The following is a 13,496-nucleotide window of genomic DNA, read 5'->3' as shown; positions in this document are numbered from 1 at the left end:
CGGACGGGCCGGTCGGGGTACACGGCACGCCCGGTCGGCGGACCCCGGGTGACCTCCGGTGGCCGGCGGCGACGATACTGGCCTTTCGCCCGTACCTCCGCCTCGCAGATGGACTCATGCCGACCTCTTCCACCGCCCGCCCCACGACTCCACCCACGGTGTGGCCGGCTCGCGGCCGCCACGTCGGATCCGCCGCGGAGGACACCGTCCGGCGCACCCTGCGACGGCTCAAGGACGGCCATGTCCTCGACGACTTCCAGGAGCTGCCCGAGGACCCGGCCCAAGACGGCTCACCCGGCCCGAAGATCTTCGAGGCACGCTGGAGGGCCGGTGGCACCGTCACCGTGCGCGCCCGGCTGACGCTGGCACCGGGCTCGGCGGGCGGACAGGACTGGACGCTGCTCGCGGAGGCCGAGGAGGCCTGGGACCCCGCCTGGCCGTCGCCCGCCACCATGTTCTGGCCCGACGACCCCGACGTCACCTGGGACCGCGACATCGCCACCGGCCTGCGGCTGCGGGGGATCAACAACCTGCCGGACGACGACAAGGCGGTACGGCGGCTGCTCAAGGAGGCCGGGCGCGGCGCGTGGAACATCCACGTCGTCGTGCACGAGGCGATGACGCCCGACCACCGCGGCCGGGTGCCGCTGGCGGAGCGGCTGCCCGCGAGTCTGCGCCACCGCGTGGTCGAGCACCGCGCGGCACCGCAGCAGCTCCGGGTCGTGAACTGGGCGCTGGAGGACTTCGGCGTCCAGGTGCCGCGCGGCGGCGCGGTGGTCCTGCCCGGCACCCCGGCCCCGGAGGAGTACGACGCCGAGGCCTTCTCCGTCCGCAGTGTGTTCCTGGACGGCAGCGAGCCCGTCGACCTCATCGCGGCGGTGACGGCCTTCGCGGTGCTCCCCCGGCCGCTCGTGGACGGTGCCGAGGAGGCGCTCGGCGCGCTGCGGGAGGACTGGCGGCTGCTCACCCTGGAGGAGGAACTGGCCCGCGAGCGCAAGCTGGTGGCCATGTACGCCGAGGCGCTGGAGGCCATGACGCAGTCCCGGGACCTGTATCGGGAGGCGGCCGAGCGCGCGGCCGAGGCGCTGGCCGCGTACCGCGAGTCCGCCGGGCCCGCCCCGGCCGGGCCCCCTCCGTCCGAGACGCCGGTGCCGTCCCCGCTGCGGGGGCTGACCCGCACGCTGGAACGGTTCAGGAGCGCCGGGCGCGGCGACTGACGGCCGCCGGCCGCGCTCAGCAGAAGAGCGGGAGGCGGTCCGCGTCGGCGCCCAGGGACCGCCGTTCGTCCGCGGTGAGCGCGGCGCGTCCGATGCCGGCCCTGGCGTAGTGCCGGTCGCTCCAGTCCAGCGGGACCGGGCGCCCCAGGAGACCGTCGAGGGTGGCGCGGACCGCGGTCAGCCCCGCCGGTGACGGACCGGGCGCGGCGGGCAGTGCGACGCTCAGGTCGAGGTGGTGCACGGTCGCCTCGACGCCGAGGGTCGTCAGCAGGTCCCCGGCGGTCAGCACATGTCCCTGGGTGCGCACCGGGCGGTCCGGCTCGGCCGTCGCCGCGGCCGCCACGGTGGCCGCCGCCGTCTCCAGGTAGGACTCCTTGACTGTCCGAAGTCGGGGAACATGCTCGCCGCGACCCGGTTCCAGCGCCGTCCGTGGGCGGCGCCGGCGGGGTCGGGCGCCCAGTCGCGCCAGTAGGTGACGGCATCCCGGCCGGGCGGCCCGACGGCGGGGGTGTGCAGCGCCACCAGGGCCCGCTGGGCGTCCCCGAGCAGGTGGAACACCAGATCGCGCACCGCCCATCCGCTGCAGTCGGTCGGCAGCCACGACTCCTCGTCCCCCAGCGGGCGGACGACCGCCGCCAGCGCCTCGTACGCGTCGCGCACGACGCGGACCGGGTCCGTAGCGTTCTCGTCTTCCGTGGTCATGGCGCCACCCTAGGGCGGCGCCGGCGGGGCGACTCAGGGAACCCTCACGTGTCAGCCGGCGTGACGTGGATACGCGGTCTGCACAGCAGCACGGCCCGTCCCGGAAGGTCAGCGTCGCCATGGACAGCCAGCACCGGAGCGCCTCCCCCGCTTCCCGTCCGTCCGAGCCGCACCGCTCGGACACCACCCTGCGGGTCAACGGCAAACCCCACACCCTCTCCGTCGACCACCGCCGCGTCCTGCTGGACCTCCTGCGGGAGGACCTCGGACTCGCGGGCGCCAAGAAGGGCTGCGACCACGGACAGTGCGGCGCCTGCACCGTCCTGGTCGACGGCCGGCGCGTCAACAGCTGCCTGCAGCTGGCCGTCGCCCTGGACGGCAGTGAGGTCACCACCGTCGAGGGCCTCGCCGGGGACGGCGAGGAACTGCACCCGCTGCAGCGCGCGTTCCTGGAACGCGACGCCTTCCAGTGCGGTTACTGCACCCCCGGCCAGATCTGCTCCGCGGTCGGTGCGCTCGCCGAGGCCGAGGCCGGTCACCCCTCCCACGTCACGGACCCGGCGACGCCCTCCGGCGGGCCGGTGCCGCTGGACCGGGACGAGATCCGGGAGCGGCTCAGCGGCAACCTGTGCCGGTGCGGGGCCTATCCGCGTATCGCCGACGCGGTCGAGGACGTGATCCCGTGAAGCCCTTCGCCTACGTACGGGCGGGCAGCGTCGAGGAGGCCACCGACGCGTTCGCCGCCCACCCCGGCGCCCGCTACCTCGGCGGGGGCACCAACCTGGTCGACCTGATGAAGCTCGGCGTGGAGACGCCCGCCGCCCTCGTCGACGTCACGCGGCTGCCGCTGGACTCCGTGGAGGAGCTGCCCGACGGCTCGCTGCGGGTCGGCGCCATGGTGCGCAACAGCGACCTCGCCGCCCATCCGGCCGTCCGTGACCGCTACCCCGCGCTGTCCCAGGCCCTGCTGGCGGGCGCCTCGGGTCAGTTGCGCAACGCCGCGACCACCGGCGGAAACCTGCTGCAGCGCACCCGCTGCCCCTACTTCCAGGATCTGTCCAAGCCCTGCAACAAGCGGGCGCCCGGCACCGGCTGCGGCGCCCTGGAGGGGGTCCACCGCGATCACGCGGTGCTCGGGGGGTCCGGGCTGTGCATCGCCACCCACCCCTCGGACATGGCCGTGGCGCTGGCCGCGCTCGACGCGCGCGTGGAGCTGCACGGCACGGAGGGCGCCCGGAGCGTGCCCGCCGCCGAGTTCCACCGGCTGCCCGGCGAGCATCCCGAACTGGACACCGAGATCCGGCCCGGCGAGCTGATCACCGGTGTGGTCCTGCCGGCCGCGACGGCCGGACTGCCGTCCGCCTACCGCAAGGCCCGGGACCGGGCGTCGTACGCCTTCGCGCTGGCCTCCGTCGCCGTCGTGCTGCACCTGGCGGACGGTGTGGTGGAACGCGCCGGGGTCGCGTTCGGCGCGCTCGCGCACCGTCCGTGGCGGGCCCGGCGGGCCGAGGAGGCGCTGCTCGGCGCGGCGCCCACGACGGCCGCGTTCGAGCACGCCCTCGACCTGGAGCTGGCGGCCGCCGCGCCGTTGCGGGACAACGCCTACAAGGTGCCGCTGGCCCGCCGGCTCGCCCTGGACGTACTGGGCCGGCTGGCGCCGCCCGCCGCCATCGACTGACACCGGCGTCCCCGAGGAGGATTCCATGACCGGCACCGAGACCGTGCTGGGCGCTCCCGCCGAGCGCCGGGAGGGGCGGGAGAAGGTCACCGGCACCGCCCGGTACGCGGCCGAGTTCGACGTCCCCGGCCGCGTCCAGGCCTGGCCCGTGCCGGCGGCGGTCGCGCGCGGCCGGGTGACCGGCGTGGACACCGCGCCCGCGCTCGCCCTGCCGGGCGTGCTGGCGGTGCTCACGCACGAGAACGCCCCCCGGCTGGGAGAGCCGGACGACCCGACGCTCGCCGTGCTCCAGAGCCCCAAGGTGCCGCACCGGGGCTGGTTCGTGGGCCTGGTGGTGGGTGAGACGCTGGAGGCGGCCCGGGCGGGTGCCGCCGCCGTCCGCGTCACCTATGAGGCCCAGGACCACGACGTGACGCTCACCGCCGACCACGCCGGGGCCTATGTCCCCGAGACGGCCAACGGAGGCTTCCCGGCCACCACCGAGAACGGCGACGCCGACGGCGCCTTCGCGTCCTCACCGGCCCGGATCGACGTCGTGTACCGGGTGCCGCCGCTGCACAACCACCCGATGGAGCCGCACTCCAGCACCGCGGTGTGGGACGGCGAGCGGCTGACCGTGCACTCCTCCAGCCAGGGCACCACCGCCGTGCGGAAGGAGCTGGCCCGGCTGTTCGGGCTGACCGAGGACCGGATCACGGTCCGCGCCGAGCACGTGGGCGGCGGTTTCGGGTCCAAGGGCACGCCCCGGCCCGACGTGGTCCTGGCCGCGATGGCGTCGCTGCACACCGGCCGGCCGGTGACCGTCGCCCTGCCGCGCCGCTACCTGCCCTGCGTCGTCGGCCACCGCGCGCCGACCCTGCACCGGCTGCGCCTCGGCGCCGACGCCGACGGGCGGCTCACGTCGCTGTCCCACGAGGCGACGACGCACACGTCGCGGGTGAAGGAGTTCGTGGAGCAGGCGGCGGTCCCCGCGCGCGTCATGTACGGCACACCCGCGCTGCGCACGGTCCACCGCGTGGTGCCCCTGGACGTGCCGACGCCGTCCTGGATGCGGGCCCCGGGCGAGTGCCCCGGCATGTACGCGCTGGAGTCCGCGATGGACGAGCTCGCCGCCGAACTCGGCATCGACCCGGTGGAGCTGCGGGTGCGCAACGAGCCGGAGACCGAGCCCGAGAGCGGACGGCCCTTCAGCAGCAGGCATCTCGTGGAGTGTCTGCGCGAGGGCGCGAGCCGGTTCGGGTGGGCGGGGCGCGATCCGCGTCCGCGGTCCCGCACCGAGGGCCCCCTCCTGGTGGGGAGCGGGGTGGCCGCCGCCACGTATCCGGTGATGGCCGCGCCCTGCCGCGCTTCGGCCCGGGCACTGCCCGACGGCGGCTTCCTGGTGCGGGTCAACGCCACGGACATCGGCACCGGGGCGCGGACGGTGTGCGCGCAGATAGCGGCCGACGTCCTCGGCGTGCCCCTGGACCGGGTCCGCATCGAGGTGGCGGACAGCGACATCGGGTTCGCGCCGGTGGCGGGCGGCTCGTCCGGCACCGCCTCCTGGGGCTGGGCCGTGCACGAGGCGTGCTCCCGGCTGGCCGGGCAGTTGGCAGGCCCCACCGGCCCGCTGCCCGCCGAGGGCGTGGTGGCCGAGGCCGACACCTCCGGCACCGCCGACGCCGAGAGCCCCTACGCACGGCACGCGTTCGGGGCGCACTTCGCCGAGGTCACCGTCGACACGGTCTCCGGGGAGGTGCGGGTACGGCGGATGCTGGGCGTCTTCGCCGCGGGGCGCATCCTCAACGCCCGTACGGCACGCTCCCAGTTCGTCGGCGGGATGACGATGGGGCTGGGCATGGCGCTGACCGAGGACAGCACGGTGGACCCGGCCTTCGGCGACTTCACCGAGTCCGACCTCGCGTCGTACCACGTGCCCGCGCACGCCGACGTCCCGTCCGTGGAGGCGTACTGGGTGGACGAGGACGACGCCCACCTCAACCCCATGGGCAGCAAGGGGATCGGCGAGATCGGCATCGTCGGTGCGGCGGCGGCCGTGGGCAACGCGGTCCGCCACGCCACCGGCATCCGTTTCCGGGAAGCTCCCGCTCACCCCGGACCGGGTGCTCTCGGGACTGCTCGAGCACGAGCACCCCGCGGGCATGCTGGGGGCGGCGTGACGGAGGCCCGTCGTGGCCCACGCCGGTCGCCCGGCGCCGGCCACGACGGGCCGGACGCGGGGTCAGTCGGCGCGGCGGGCCCGGGTGACGGTGCGGATCGTCCGGCCCCGGGCGGGTGCCTGGGAGGCGACCCGGACGCACAGTGCCGTCAGCGCGACCAGTGACGCCAGTACGGCGGCTCCCACGGCGCCCCAGGCGGGTGCGAGGGTGAGGTCCACGGTCCGGGACACCCCCGCCGAGGGGGCGGCGGTGCCGTAGAGCCCGGCCGCGGCCGGCGCGGCCGGCAGCACGACCGCGACGGCGAGCACCGGCACGGCGGCGCGCACGGTCAGGACCAGGGCGACGGCCAGACAGAGCGCCGACATCCCGAGCGCGACCGCGTAGCCGCCGACGGACGCGTCGTTCCGGTGCAGGGGGAAGTAGGCGACGCCGCAGCCGGCGAGCGCGGTGACGGTGCACCACGTCGGCCACAGCGCCCGCCCGACGGCCCGGCGCACCACGGGACGGCGGTCGCGGCCGCGCGGCGCACGGTCCCGGGCCCGGGCCCACCGGACCGGACGCAGGGCGCGGCGTCGTTCGCGGCGCCGGGAGCCGGCCACGGCCGTTGCCGCCGGTTCCTCCGCGGGCCACGGCTCCTCTGTCGCGTACCCGTCCTCCGGGACCGGCCGCGCGGGCCTCGGCTGCGGCCGGCCGGCGTGCGCCCGCTGCTCCTCGGCGAGCCTGCCGATCAGTTCGACCAGGTCCTCGACGGGCCGGCCGGTGGCGGCGGCCCGTACGGCCTCCTGCCCGCACCGCGGCTCCAGGGGGGTGCGGTGCAGCAGGGTCATCAGCCGGGTGACGTCCTCCACCGGGCGGTGTGCCACCGCGGCGCGGATCGCCTCGTCCGCGCTGTCCGGGCGGAGGGGCGGCCGGGTCAGCAGGCCGGCCAGCCGGGTGACGTCCTCCACCGACCGGTCGACGCCCACCGCGCGGAGCGCGTCGCCCGTGGCCGCCGCGTACAGGGGGGACTGCGCCAGCATCGTGATGAGGTCGACGACCTCGTCCAGCGGCCGGTCGGCCACGGCGGCGCGCACGAGGTCGCCGACGGGGTCTCCGTACGACCGCGACGCGTCGTCATGGGCCGCGGTTTCACGGGCGGGGACTCCGTGACCGTCGGGCTGGTGGCCGTCGGGCTCTCCGTCCGCGGGGCCGTTGCCGGTGGGTTCGCCGTCCCGGAGGTCCTCGTCGGGGAAGAGGTCCTCGTCGGAGAGGAGGTCCGCGACGTCCGGTTCGGGGACCGGTTCCCGGGGGGCCGGCCGGAAGGGGCCGCCGGCACGGCACATGCGTTGCCTCAGGCTGGGTTCCCACGGGACGGGTCCCCTCCGGGCGGGCGAACGGGCGATCGAGGGCCGGACCGTGTGCGTGCCGGTGGCCGAGGTCGTCTCCCCGGCCGGCAGGTCCTCGGCGGATATGGCGTATTCGGTCGTACGGGACGATGAGGAGCCGGTGGTCATGGTCTCTCCGTGGATCGGGGGTGCGGCCGCCCTGCGTCCCCGGCATGCGACGCGCGGTGGGTGGTGCCCATTACTAGGCGCGTCCACCGCACGGTGCCACTCGGACGGGCCACGGGGATGAGAGACCCGGCGCGGAGCCTTATCGCCGCGTCGAGAGGGAATCCGTCAGACAGGGCATGTGCCGCGCACCAGGAGGAGGGGCGGCGGAGTGGATACGACCACAGTGGTGATCGTCGCGGCGGTGGCGCTCGCGCTGGCCGCTCTCTGCGTGGCCGTCGGCGTCCTGGTGCGGCTGGTCCGTACCCGACGGAACCTCAGAAGGGCCGGACTTCCCGCCGGCCCGCGGTGGGTCTTCTGGGGCGCCGTCCTCTACTTCGTGTTGCCGGCGGACCTCGTGCCCGATCCGGTGTACCTGGACGACATCGGCGTACTGCTTCTCGCCCTGCGCTCCGTGCGCGGCTCCTTCGGCGGGCGGGGACGGGGCACGCACCCGCCCCGCGACTACGCTGCGTAAGGAAACCATTCACCCGTTCGATTCGTATAAGTCTCTGGAAGCCGAAGGAAGTCGGCGGACCAGGCGACGGCGCAACAGGGACCATCGCTTGATCGGCGCAGCACCGACTAGGGAGAGACGATGCAACCGTTCGCGCTCAACTACGCACGGCCCGCAGTGGAGTTGAAAGCCACCACTCCGTACGTCTACGACTCCGGGCTGCAGTTGAACGTGCTCGTCGACGGGCGGGTGGCCGCCTGCGACCACGCGCTGCTGAGAGAACTGGGCACCACGACCTCCACTGCGGGGTCGAAGACTCACTTCGACGACTGAACACGGGCCGCCGAGAATGACCGTGCTGATCCTGACCTGTGAAGAGGACGTCACCGCGGACATGGTGGTCGTGCACCTGAACGCGTCGGGAGTGCCGGTGGTCCGCATGGACCCCGCCGACCTGACCCATTCCGTCGCGCTCTCCGGTGAGTTCGTGCACGGCTCCTTCCGCGGCCATCTGTCGTCGGGGGGCCGTCTGGTGAGCATCGGGGGGCTGCGGTCCGTATGGGTGCGCAGGCCGGGCGGCGCCGCCGCGCGGGCCGCCGAGCCCTCGGCGTGGCTGACCGAGGAGTCCGCGCAGGCGCTCTACGGCATGCTCCGCGGCTGCGGGGCCCGGTGGATGAACCAGCCGGACGCGGCCCACCGGGCCCGGTTCAAGCCCTGGCAGCTGCGTCACGCACAGCAGTGCGGGCTGCCCGTGCCGGCCACGCTGATCACGACGTTCCCGCGGGCGGCGCGCGAGTTCGCCGAGCGGTACCCGGACCTGGTGGTCAAGCCCGTCTCCGGCGCGCACCCGCAGGATCCGCCGTTGGCGGTGCCGACCAGCCGGGTCTCGCCCGAGGCGGACTTCTCCGCCGTCGCCCTCGGCCCGACGCTGCTGCAACGCCGGGTCGCCAAGCGTGCCGACGTCCGGCTCACCGTGGTCGGCGACCGGCTGCTGGCCGCCCGCAGGACGACCCTGGCCGACCGGGACGCGCAGGAGGTGGACGTCCGTTTCTCCTCGTCCGGCGAGCCGTGGCGGCCGGCGCGGGTGCCGCAGCGCGTCACGGAGGCCGTTCTGGCCTACATGCGCGGGGCGCACCTGGCGTACGGGGCCTTCGACTTCGCCGAGGACGGTGACGGCACCTGGTGGTTCCTGGAGTGCAACCAGTCGGGGCAGTTCGGCTTCGTCGAGGTGGACACGGGCCAGCCGATCGCCCGCACCATCGCCCGGTGGCTGGCCCGGCCGGGCGGCGCGGAGCCGGCGGCGGCGGAGGGCGGCACGGACCCCGCGGCCGTCGGGTGAGCCGCGTCAGTGCGTGCGCGGCCCCGGCAGCAGCGCGGTGCGCTGCCAGCCGGCGCCGGGGGACGGGGTGCGCTCGGCGCCGGGCAGGTGGCCGGGCGAGTGCAGGGGCCGCATGACGACCTCCAGTTCCCTGCTCACTCGCTCGGCCTCCCGGCGCACCTGCGTGGGGACGTCACCGCATTCGGCGACGAGTCGGTCGTAGATGGGGGAATCCTGGAACACCCGTCAACGTGCCTTTCGTGTCGTCCGCCCCCGCACGGAGGCGCGACTGAGCAGTCTAGGCGTCCGGCCGTCCGGGGGTGCGCTTTCCCCCCGAGGAGGTGACGGGGGCCCGGGCCCGGCCGACGTGCGCGGGGCCCGTCCCGCGGACCGCGCCGGACGTTTCCGGGCGGCTCCGCGGGACGGGCCCCGGTACGGCGTCACACGGCCAGCGACAGGTCGCTCTCCCCGTCGGGGTCCGCGGTCCGGACGGCGGCCTGTGCCCGCCCCTTGGCCAGCAGCAGCTCGTCCGCCTTGGCCACCGCTTCGTGGATGGTGGTCGTCGCCGTCATCACGCACAGCGTGTAGCTGACGTCCGCCAGCTCGCGCGCCGTGGCCGGCCGCTCCCTCTCCGCCTGAGCGATGCGCAGTGACGCGTACCGCGTCAGCAACTCCCTGACGACCTTCGGGTCCGGTTCGAGCACGAAGCGCCCCTCTCTCGATTTCCGCTGCGTATGCCCGAACCCTGACGAGACATTCACTCCATGAGCACCCTCGCTCGCAATTGACTAGATTCGTTCGTTTTGTGTCCGGTCGAGGGTCTGACGGGTTGACAAGGAGGTGGAAAAGGTAAGGAACACCCTGGTGGAGATCAGGCGACCTGGCCGCTGTGCAGGGCCGTGTAGGCACCCTGCCTGCGCAGCAGATCGTCGTGCGTGCCGACTTCGAGGATCCGCCCCTCCCCCATCACCACGATCCGGTCCGCGCCCCGCACGGTGGACAGGCGGTGCGCGACGACGAACGTGGTGCGTCCGCGCAACAGCCGGGCGAGGGCCTGCTGGACCAGCGCCTCCGACCGGGTGTCCAGGGCGGAGGTGGCCTCGTCCAGGATGAGCACCTTGGGGTCACGGATCAGGGCCCGGGCGATGGCCAGGCGCTGGCGCTGACCGCCGGACAGACGGGCGCCGTGCTCCCCGACCAGGGTGTCCAGGCCCTGCGGCAGCCGCTCGACGAACTCCAGCGCGTTGGCGTCGCGCAGCGCCGCGCGCACCGCCTCCTCGTCGGCGTCGTCCATGCCGTAGGCGACGTTCTCCCGGATCGTGCCGTCGAAGAGGATGGACTCCTGCGGCACCACCGAGACGAAACGCCGGTACGTGCGCAGGTCGAGGGTGCTCATGTCGGTGCCGTCGAGGAGGACGCGGCCGCTGGTGGGGCGCAGGAAGCCGATCACGAGGTTGAGCACGGTTGACTTGCCGGCGCCGGAGGCGCCGACCAGCGCGACGGTCTCGCCCGGCTCGACCGCGAGGGTGAAGTCGCGCACGGCGGGCCGCCCGTCGCTCTCGTAGGCGTGGCCGGCCTTTTCGAAGGTGACGGCCCCGCGCAGGGACGTGACCTCCGTCCTGCCCTCGTTGTCCTCCAGTTCGGGCGCCTGGAGCACCTCGCCGACCGAGCGGACCGACTCCAGGCCCTTGGTGATGACCGGGGCGAGGCCCGCCAGCGTCGTGGTGGAGTTGGTCAGTGTGGTCAGGAAGGCGCTCAGCATCACGACGTCGCCGGCGCTCACACCCCACACGTCGTAGTACGAGATCAGTGCCGCGCCCGCGAGGACCAGGACGCCGACGACGTTGAGCACGACCCAGGACAGCGAGCCGAAGCGGCCGTTGACCAGGTCCAGGCGCATCCCCGACGTCAGCAGCCGGTCCAGGGTGCCGTCCATGCGGCGCAGCGCCTTGCCCTCCAGCCCGTGGGCGCGGGTGACCGGGATGAGCCGGGTCATCTCCGTGACGCGGGAGGAGAGGGTCTCCACCTCGTGCCGGAAGTGTTCGTTGTGGGCCCGCAGCCGGGCGCGCAGCCGGGCGACGAGGAGGGAGGCGGCGGGCACGACGACGAGGAAGACGGGCAGGAACTCCGGTGTGCGGACGGCGATGATGACGAGGCCGCCGGTGAGGACGGTGAGCGCGCCGAGGCCGTTCTCGGCGGTCTGCTGCACCATCTGTTCCACGGTCTCGACGTCCCGCACGACCTTGGCCTGCAGCACTCCCGCGCTGACGCGCGAGTGGTAGCCGATGGAGAGCTGCTGCATGCGCGTGCACAGGGCGGAGCGCAGGGCGGTGCCCATCCGGCGGACGCTGCCGTACAGGAGACGGACGTACAGCAGGTGCAGCGGGTAGTTGACGACCAGGATGAACATGATGATCCCTGTGCTGGTCCACAGGGTGCCGATCGGCCGGTGCTGGACGACGGTGTCGATGATGGACGCCGTGATGAGGGGCAGCAGCCAGACGGGACTGTGCTTGACGGTGAAGACGGCGACCGCTCCGGCCAGCCGGCGGCGGTCGGCGTGGAGCAGGTAGACGAGCGTGCGTATCGGGTGCTCGCCCCGGTAGCGGTGGTCGAGCGGCTTTTCCAACGACGACGCCATCGGCGTGGTCCTCCTGGTGACCGAGGGGTAGGGCAAGCGCTTTCTAGACTCGCGCTTTCTTACCTCTTCGGCCGGGACCGCGCCACACCGTCCCGCAGAGCGGGAGGGAGGCCCGCGCCTTCTCCCCCGTGGAGGGCGCGGGCCTCAGTCTCCGAGCGTGCGGGCCAGTTCGGTCGTGGCACGCGTGATCTCGCTGTCGCCCTCGGCCAGCAGCCGCTCCAGCTCGCCCCGCCGGTCGCGGACGGCCTGCCGGGCGGCACGCTCCCACGCCACCGGGTTCTCCCGGTGGTTGAGGAGCTTGGGGTAGGCGGTGGCGGTGGTCTCCCACTGCCGGGCGTCGGCGATGTTCTTGAGCAACTGGATGATCTGGGCCCGGCAGTTCACCTGGGGCCGCTGGGCCAGTTCCCAGAGGAAGGGCACGGTCGCCGCGGTGGCCTGCTCGACGACGAAGCCGTACTGGCAGATCCGTTTCCGCAGATCGCCGAGGGCGGCGCGGGCGGTCTCCGCGTCGCCGCGGGCGACCTTGTCGAGCAGCTGGGGGATGGCCGCGGCGGAGCCGCTGGAGTCCTGGATCCGGTCCCACGGGACCCGGTCCAGGCCGGCGAGGGGCGCGGTACGGAGCGGACCGGCCGCCGACGGGTGACGGTCGGTGCGCCTGGTGCTCGGCTGTGGGGTCGGAGCGCTGCGCATGGTGTGGGGCCCTTCCGCGGCAGTCGGGTCAGGTGAGGGTGCGGGTCGACAACGCGGCCCAGACGGTCTTGCCCGCCGGAGGTCTCGGGGTCCAGCCCCAGTCCTCGGCCAGGGCCTCGACGATGCACAGACCGCGGCCGTGCTCGCGCAGGTCGCGGTCGTCGGACGAGGTGCGCACGGGCACGCCGCCGCCGGCGTCGGAGACGCTCAGCAGGAGACGGCCGGGACGCGGGGTCAGTGCCAGCCCGATCTGCGGCCGGTCCGTCGCCGCCGACGGCGCCGCGTGCGCCACGGCGTTGGCGGCTAGCTCGGTGATCACCAGGACCGCGTCGTCGCCGCGGTGGTCGAGGGACCACCGGCGCAGCGTGTCCCGCGTGAACTTCCGGGCGCGGGCGAACCCCTCCGCGCTGCAGGCGATGCTCAGCAACGCGGGGGCGGGTGGGGCGCACGGTGTCGCGCGGGTACTGGGGGACGGCCACTCGGCGGGGCGGTCGGGCGCTCGTGCCGTGCGCGGGAGCCCGTCGTACCGGCTCGCCACGTCCGTCTCCGGCACGGGCCTGCCGGGTGGGCGGAGCAGTGGATGCGCAGGTGACGGCACGACATCTCCCTGATGCAACGTCAGTACGGGGCGCCTGTTTAACGGTTGACGCCACGGCTATTATCCACGCAGACAGCGATCGCGTGCAATTGCACGAGAAATTGCGCGGAAAAAATCGGGTGGGAGCACGGACGGCCGCCGCGACGGGGTCCGCTCCCCCGGACAGCAAGGAGACTGCGGTGCCACCAGTGCGGAACGGAGTGCGGGCCAGTTCGCTGGACGCCCGCTGGAAGAAGAGCCGGCACAGCAACGCCGAGGGCAACTGCGTCGAGGTGGCCCTCGTCGACGGGGGCATAGCGATGCGCAACTCCCGTGACCCGGACGGCCCCGCGCTCGTCTACACCCCCGCGGAGGTGGCCGCCTTCCTGGCCGGCGCGAAGGACGGCGAGTTCGACCACCTGCTGTGAGGCGGGTACGGGAGGGGGCCGCCGCTGCGCACGCCGACAGCGAAGCGGAGGTCAACTACCCATTTCGCGCGGGCTCATGCGGTGTGGAGCGGCGGGATGA

At 74.1% G+C, this 13,496-nt stretch carries 15 protein-coding genes and 1 pseudogene; 8 read left to right on the top strand and 8 right to left on the bottom strand.

The window, feature by feature from the left end; translation table 11 throughout:
* Positions 1–116 precede the first annotated feature (116 nt).
* The gene (locus tag AC0VYN_RS14605) at positions 117–1,217 is read left to right on the top strand and encodes a hypothetical protein (RefSeq protein WP_475536359.1); all 1,101 of its coding nucleotides are present in this window, start codon (positions 117–119) and stop codon (positions 1,215–1,217) included.
* A gap of 16 nt (positions 1,218–1,233) precedes the next feature.
* On the opposite strand, the gene AC0VYN_RS14600 is transcribed toward AC0VYN_RS14605, so the two are convergent.
* Together AC0VYN_RS14600 and AC0VYN_RS14595 are read right to left on the bottom strand one after the other, a co-directional pair.
* A complete protein-coding gene (locus AC0VYN_RS14600; RefSeq protein WP_475536358.1) occupies positions 1,234–1,524 on the bottom strand; it encodes a hypothetical protein in 291 nt (96 codons plus the stop codon).
* The gene (locus AC0VYN_RS14595; protein ID WP_475536357.1) at positions 1,500–1,919 is read right to left on the bottom strand and encodes a maleylpyruvate isomerase N-terminal domain-containing protein; all 420 of its coding nucleotides are present in this window, start codon (positions 1,917–1,919) and stop codon (positions 1,500–1,502) included. Before AC0VYN_RS14595 ends, AC0VYN_RS14600 begins: the two co-directional genes overlap by 25 nt.
* 119 nt (positions 1,920–2,038) lie before the next feature.
* On the opposite strand from AC0VYN_RS14595, the gene AC0VYN_RS14590 reads away from it, so the two are divergent.
* The 3 genes and pseudogenes from AC0VYN_RS14590 to AC0VYN_RS14580 all read left to right on the top strand — a co-directional run bounded on the left by AC0VYN_RS14590 (position 2,039) and on the right by AC0VYN_RS14580 (position 5,756).
* On the top strand, positions 2,039–2,605 hold the full coding sequence (locus AC0VYN_RS14590; protein WP_386927045.1) for a (2Fe-2S)-binding protein: 567 nt from the start codon (positions 2,039–2,041) through the stop codon (positions 2,603–2,605).
* Positions 2,602–3,597: an FAD binding domain-containing protein gene (locus AC0VYN_RS14585; RefSeq protein ID WP_475536356.1), complete on the top strand. Its 996-nt coding sequence runs from the start codon at positions 2,602–2,604 to the stop codon at positions 3,595–3,597. Before AC0VYN_RS14590 ends, AC0VYN_RS14585 begins: the two co-directional genes overlap by 4 nt.
* Positions 3,598–3,622: 25 nt before the next feature.
* Positions 3,623–5,756 (top strand): annotated as a pseudogene (locus AC0VYN_RS14580) (xanthine dehydrogenase family protein molybdopterin-binding subunit).
* 62 nt (positions 5,757–5,818) lie between these two features.
* Here the strand turns inward: AC0VYN_RS14580 and AC0VYN_RS14575 are convergent.
* Positions 5,819–7,249 (bottom strand): hypothetical protein, encoded by a 1,431-nt coding sequence (locus tag AC0VYN_RS14575; protein ID WP_475536355.1) that lies wholly within the window; start codon positions 7,247–7,249, stop codon positions 5,819–5,821.
* 208 nt (positions 7,250–7,457) lie between these two features.
* On the opposite strand from AC0VYN_RS14575, the gene AC0VYN_RS14570 reads away from it, so the two are divergent.
* The 3 genes from AC0VYN_RS14570 to tgmB all read left to right on the top strand — a co-directional run bounded on the left by AC0VYN_RS14570 (position 7,458) and on the right by tgmB (position 9,081).
* Positions 7,458–7,763 (top strand): YkvA family protein, encoded by a 306-nt coding sequence (locus tag AC0VYN_RS14570; protein WP_475536354.1) that lies wholly within the window; start codon positions 7,458–7,460, stop codon positions 7,761–7,763.
* Positions 7,764–7,883: 120 nt separating this feature from the next.
* A complete protein-coding gene (gene tgmA, locus AC0VYN_RS14565; RefSeq protein WP_475536353.1) occupies positions 7,884–8,075 on the top strand; it encodes a putative ATP-grasp-modified RiPP in 192 nt (63 codons plus the stop codon).
* Between the two features lie 16 nt (positions 8,076–8,091).
* Positions 8,092–9,081, top strand: coding sequence for an ATP-grasp ribosomal peptide maturase (gene tgmB, locus AC0VYN_RS14560; protein ID WP_475536352.1), 990 nt, complete (start codon positions 8,092–8,094; stop codon positions 9,079–9,081).
* Between the two features lie 6 nt (positions 9,082–9,087).
* Here the strand turns inward: tgmB and AC0VYN_RS14555 are convergent, their stop codons facing one another.
* From AC0VYN_RS14555 to AC0VYN_RS14535, 5 genes are all read right to left on the bottom strand, one after another.
* Positions 9,088–9,303: a hypothetical protein gene (locus tag AC0VYN_RS14555; RefSeq protein ID WP_385461769.1), complete on the bottom strand. Its 216-nt coding sequence runs from the start codon at positions 9,301–9,303 to the stop codon at positions 9,088–9,090.
* Between the two features lie 197 nt (positions 9,304–9,500).
* Positions 9,501–9,764 carry a DUF5133 domain-containing protein gene (locus AC0VYN_RS14550; protein ID WP_475536351.1) on the bottom strand — a complete coding sequence of 88 codons (264 nt, stop codon included), beginning with the start codon at positions 9,762–9,764 and terminating at the stop codon, positions 9,501–9,503.
* Between the two features lie 167 nt (positions 9,765–9,931).
* Positions 9,932–11,701 carry an ABC transporter ATP-binding protein gene (locus tag AC0VYN_RS14545; protein ID WP_475536350.1) on the bottom strand — a complete coding sequence of 590 codons (1,770 nt, stop codon included), beginning with the start codon at positions 11,699–11,701 and terminating at the stop codon, positions 9,932–9,934.
* A gap of 144 nt (positions 11,702–11,845) precedes the next feature.
* Entirely contained in the window at positions 11,846–12,391 is a 546-nt protein-coding gene (locus AC0VYN_RS14540; protein ID WP_475536349.1) for a hypothetical protein, read from the bottom strand.
* A gap of 28 nt (positions 12,392–12,419) precedes the next feature.
* Positions 12,420–12,818, bottom strand: coding sequence for an ATP-binding protein (locus AC0VYN_RS14535; protein WP_475536348.1), 399 nt, complete (start codon positions 12,816–12,818; stop codon positions 12,420–12,422).
* 350 nt (positions 12,819–13,168) lie between these two features.
* On the opposite strand from AC0VYN_RS14535, the gene AC0VYN_RS14530 reads away from it, so the two are divergent.
* Positions 13,169–13,396, top strand: a complete 228-nt coding sequence (locus AC0VYN_RS14530; protein ID WP_385471968.1) for a DUF397 domain-containing protein — start codon at positions 13,169–13,171, stop codon at positions 13,394–13,396.
* Positions 13,397–13,496 lie beyond the last annotated feature (100 nt).

It is taken from the genome of Streptomyces sp. 63XJN7_1_ISO-PGPR-S23-121 (assembly GCF_056173025.1).
This window is presented reverse-complemented; position numbering and strand designations above follow the sequence as displayed.

Bases quoted from the DNA above. Each gene is read 5' to 3' on its own strand.
- AC0VYN_RS14605 (WP_475536359.1), top strand. From the start codon at position 117: ATGCCGACCTCTTCCACCGCCCGCCCCACGACTCCACCCACGGTGTGG.
- AC0VYN_RS14595 (WP_475536357.1), bottom strand. From the start codon at position 1,919: ATGACCACGGAAGACGAGAACGCTACGGACCCGGTCCGCGTCGTGCGC.
- AC0VYN_RS14590 (WP_386927045.1), top strand. From the start codon at position 2,039: ATGGACAGCCAGCACCGGAGCGCCTCCCCCGCTTCCCGTCCGTCCGAG.
- AC0VYN_RS14575 (WP_475536355.1), bottom strand. From the start codon at position 7,249: ATGACCACCGGCTCCTCATCGTCCCGTACGACCGAATACGCCATATCC.
- tgmA (WP_475536353.1), top strand. From the start codon at position 7,884: ATGCAACCGTTCGCGCTCAACTACGCACGGCCCGCAGTGGAGTTGAAA.
- tgmB (WP_475536352.1), top strand. From the start codon at position 8,092: ATGACCGTGCTGATCCTGACCTGTGAAGAGGACGTCACCGCGGACATG.
- AC0VYN_RS14545 (WP_475536350.1), bottom strand. From the start codon at position 11,701: ATGGCGTCGTCGTTGGAAAAGCCGCTCGACCACCGCTACCGGGGCGAG.
- AC0VYN_RS14540 (WP_475536349.1), bottom strand. From the start codon at position 12,391: ATGCGCAGCGCTCCGACCCCACAGCCGAGCACCAGGCGCACCGACCGT.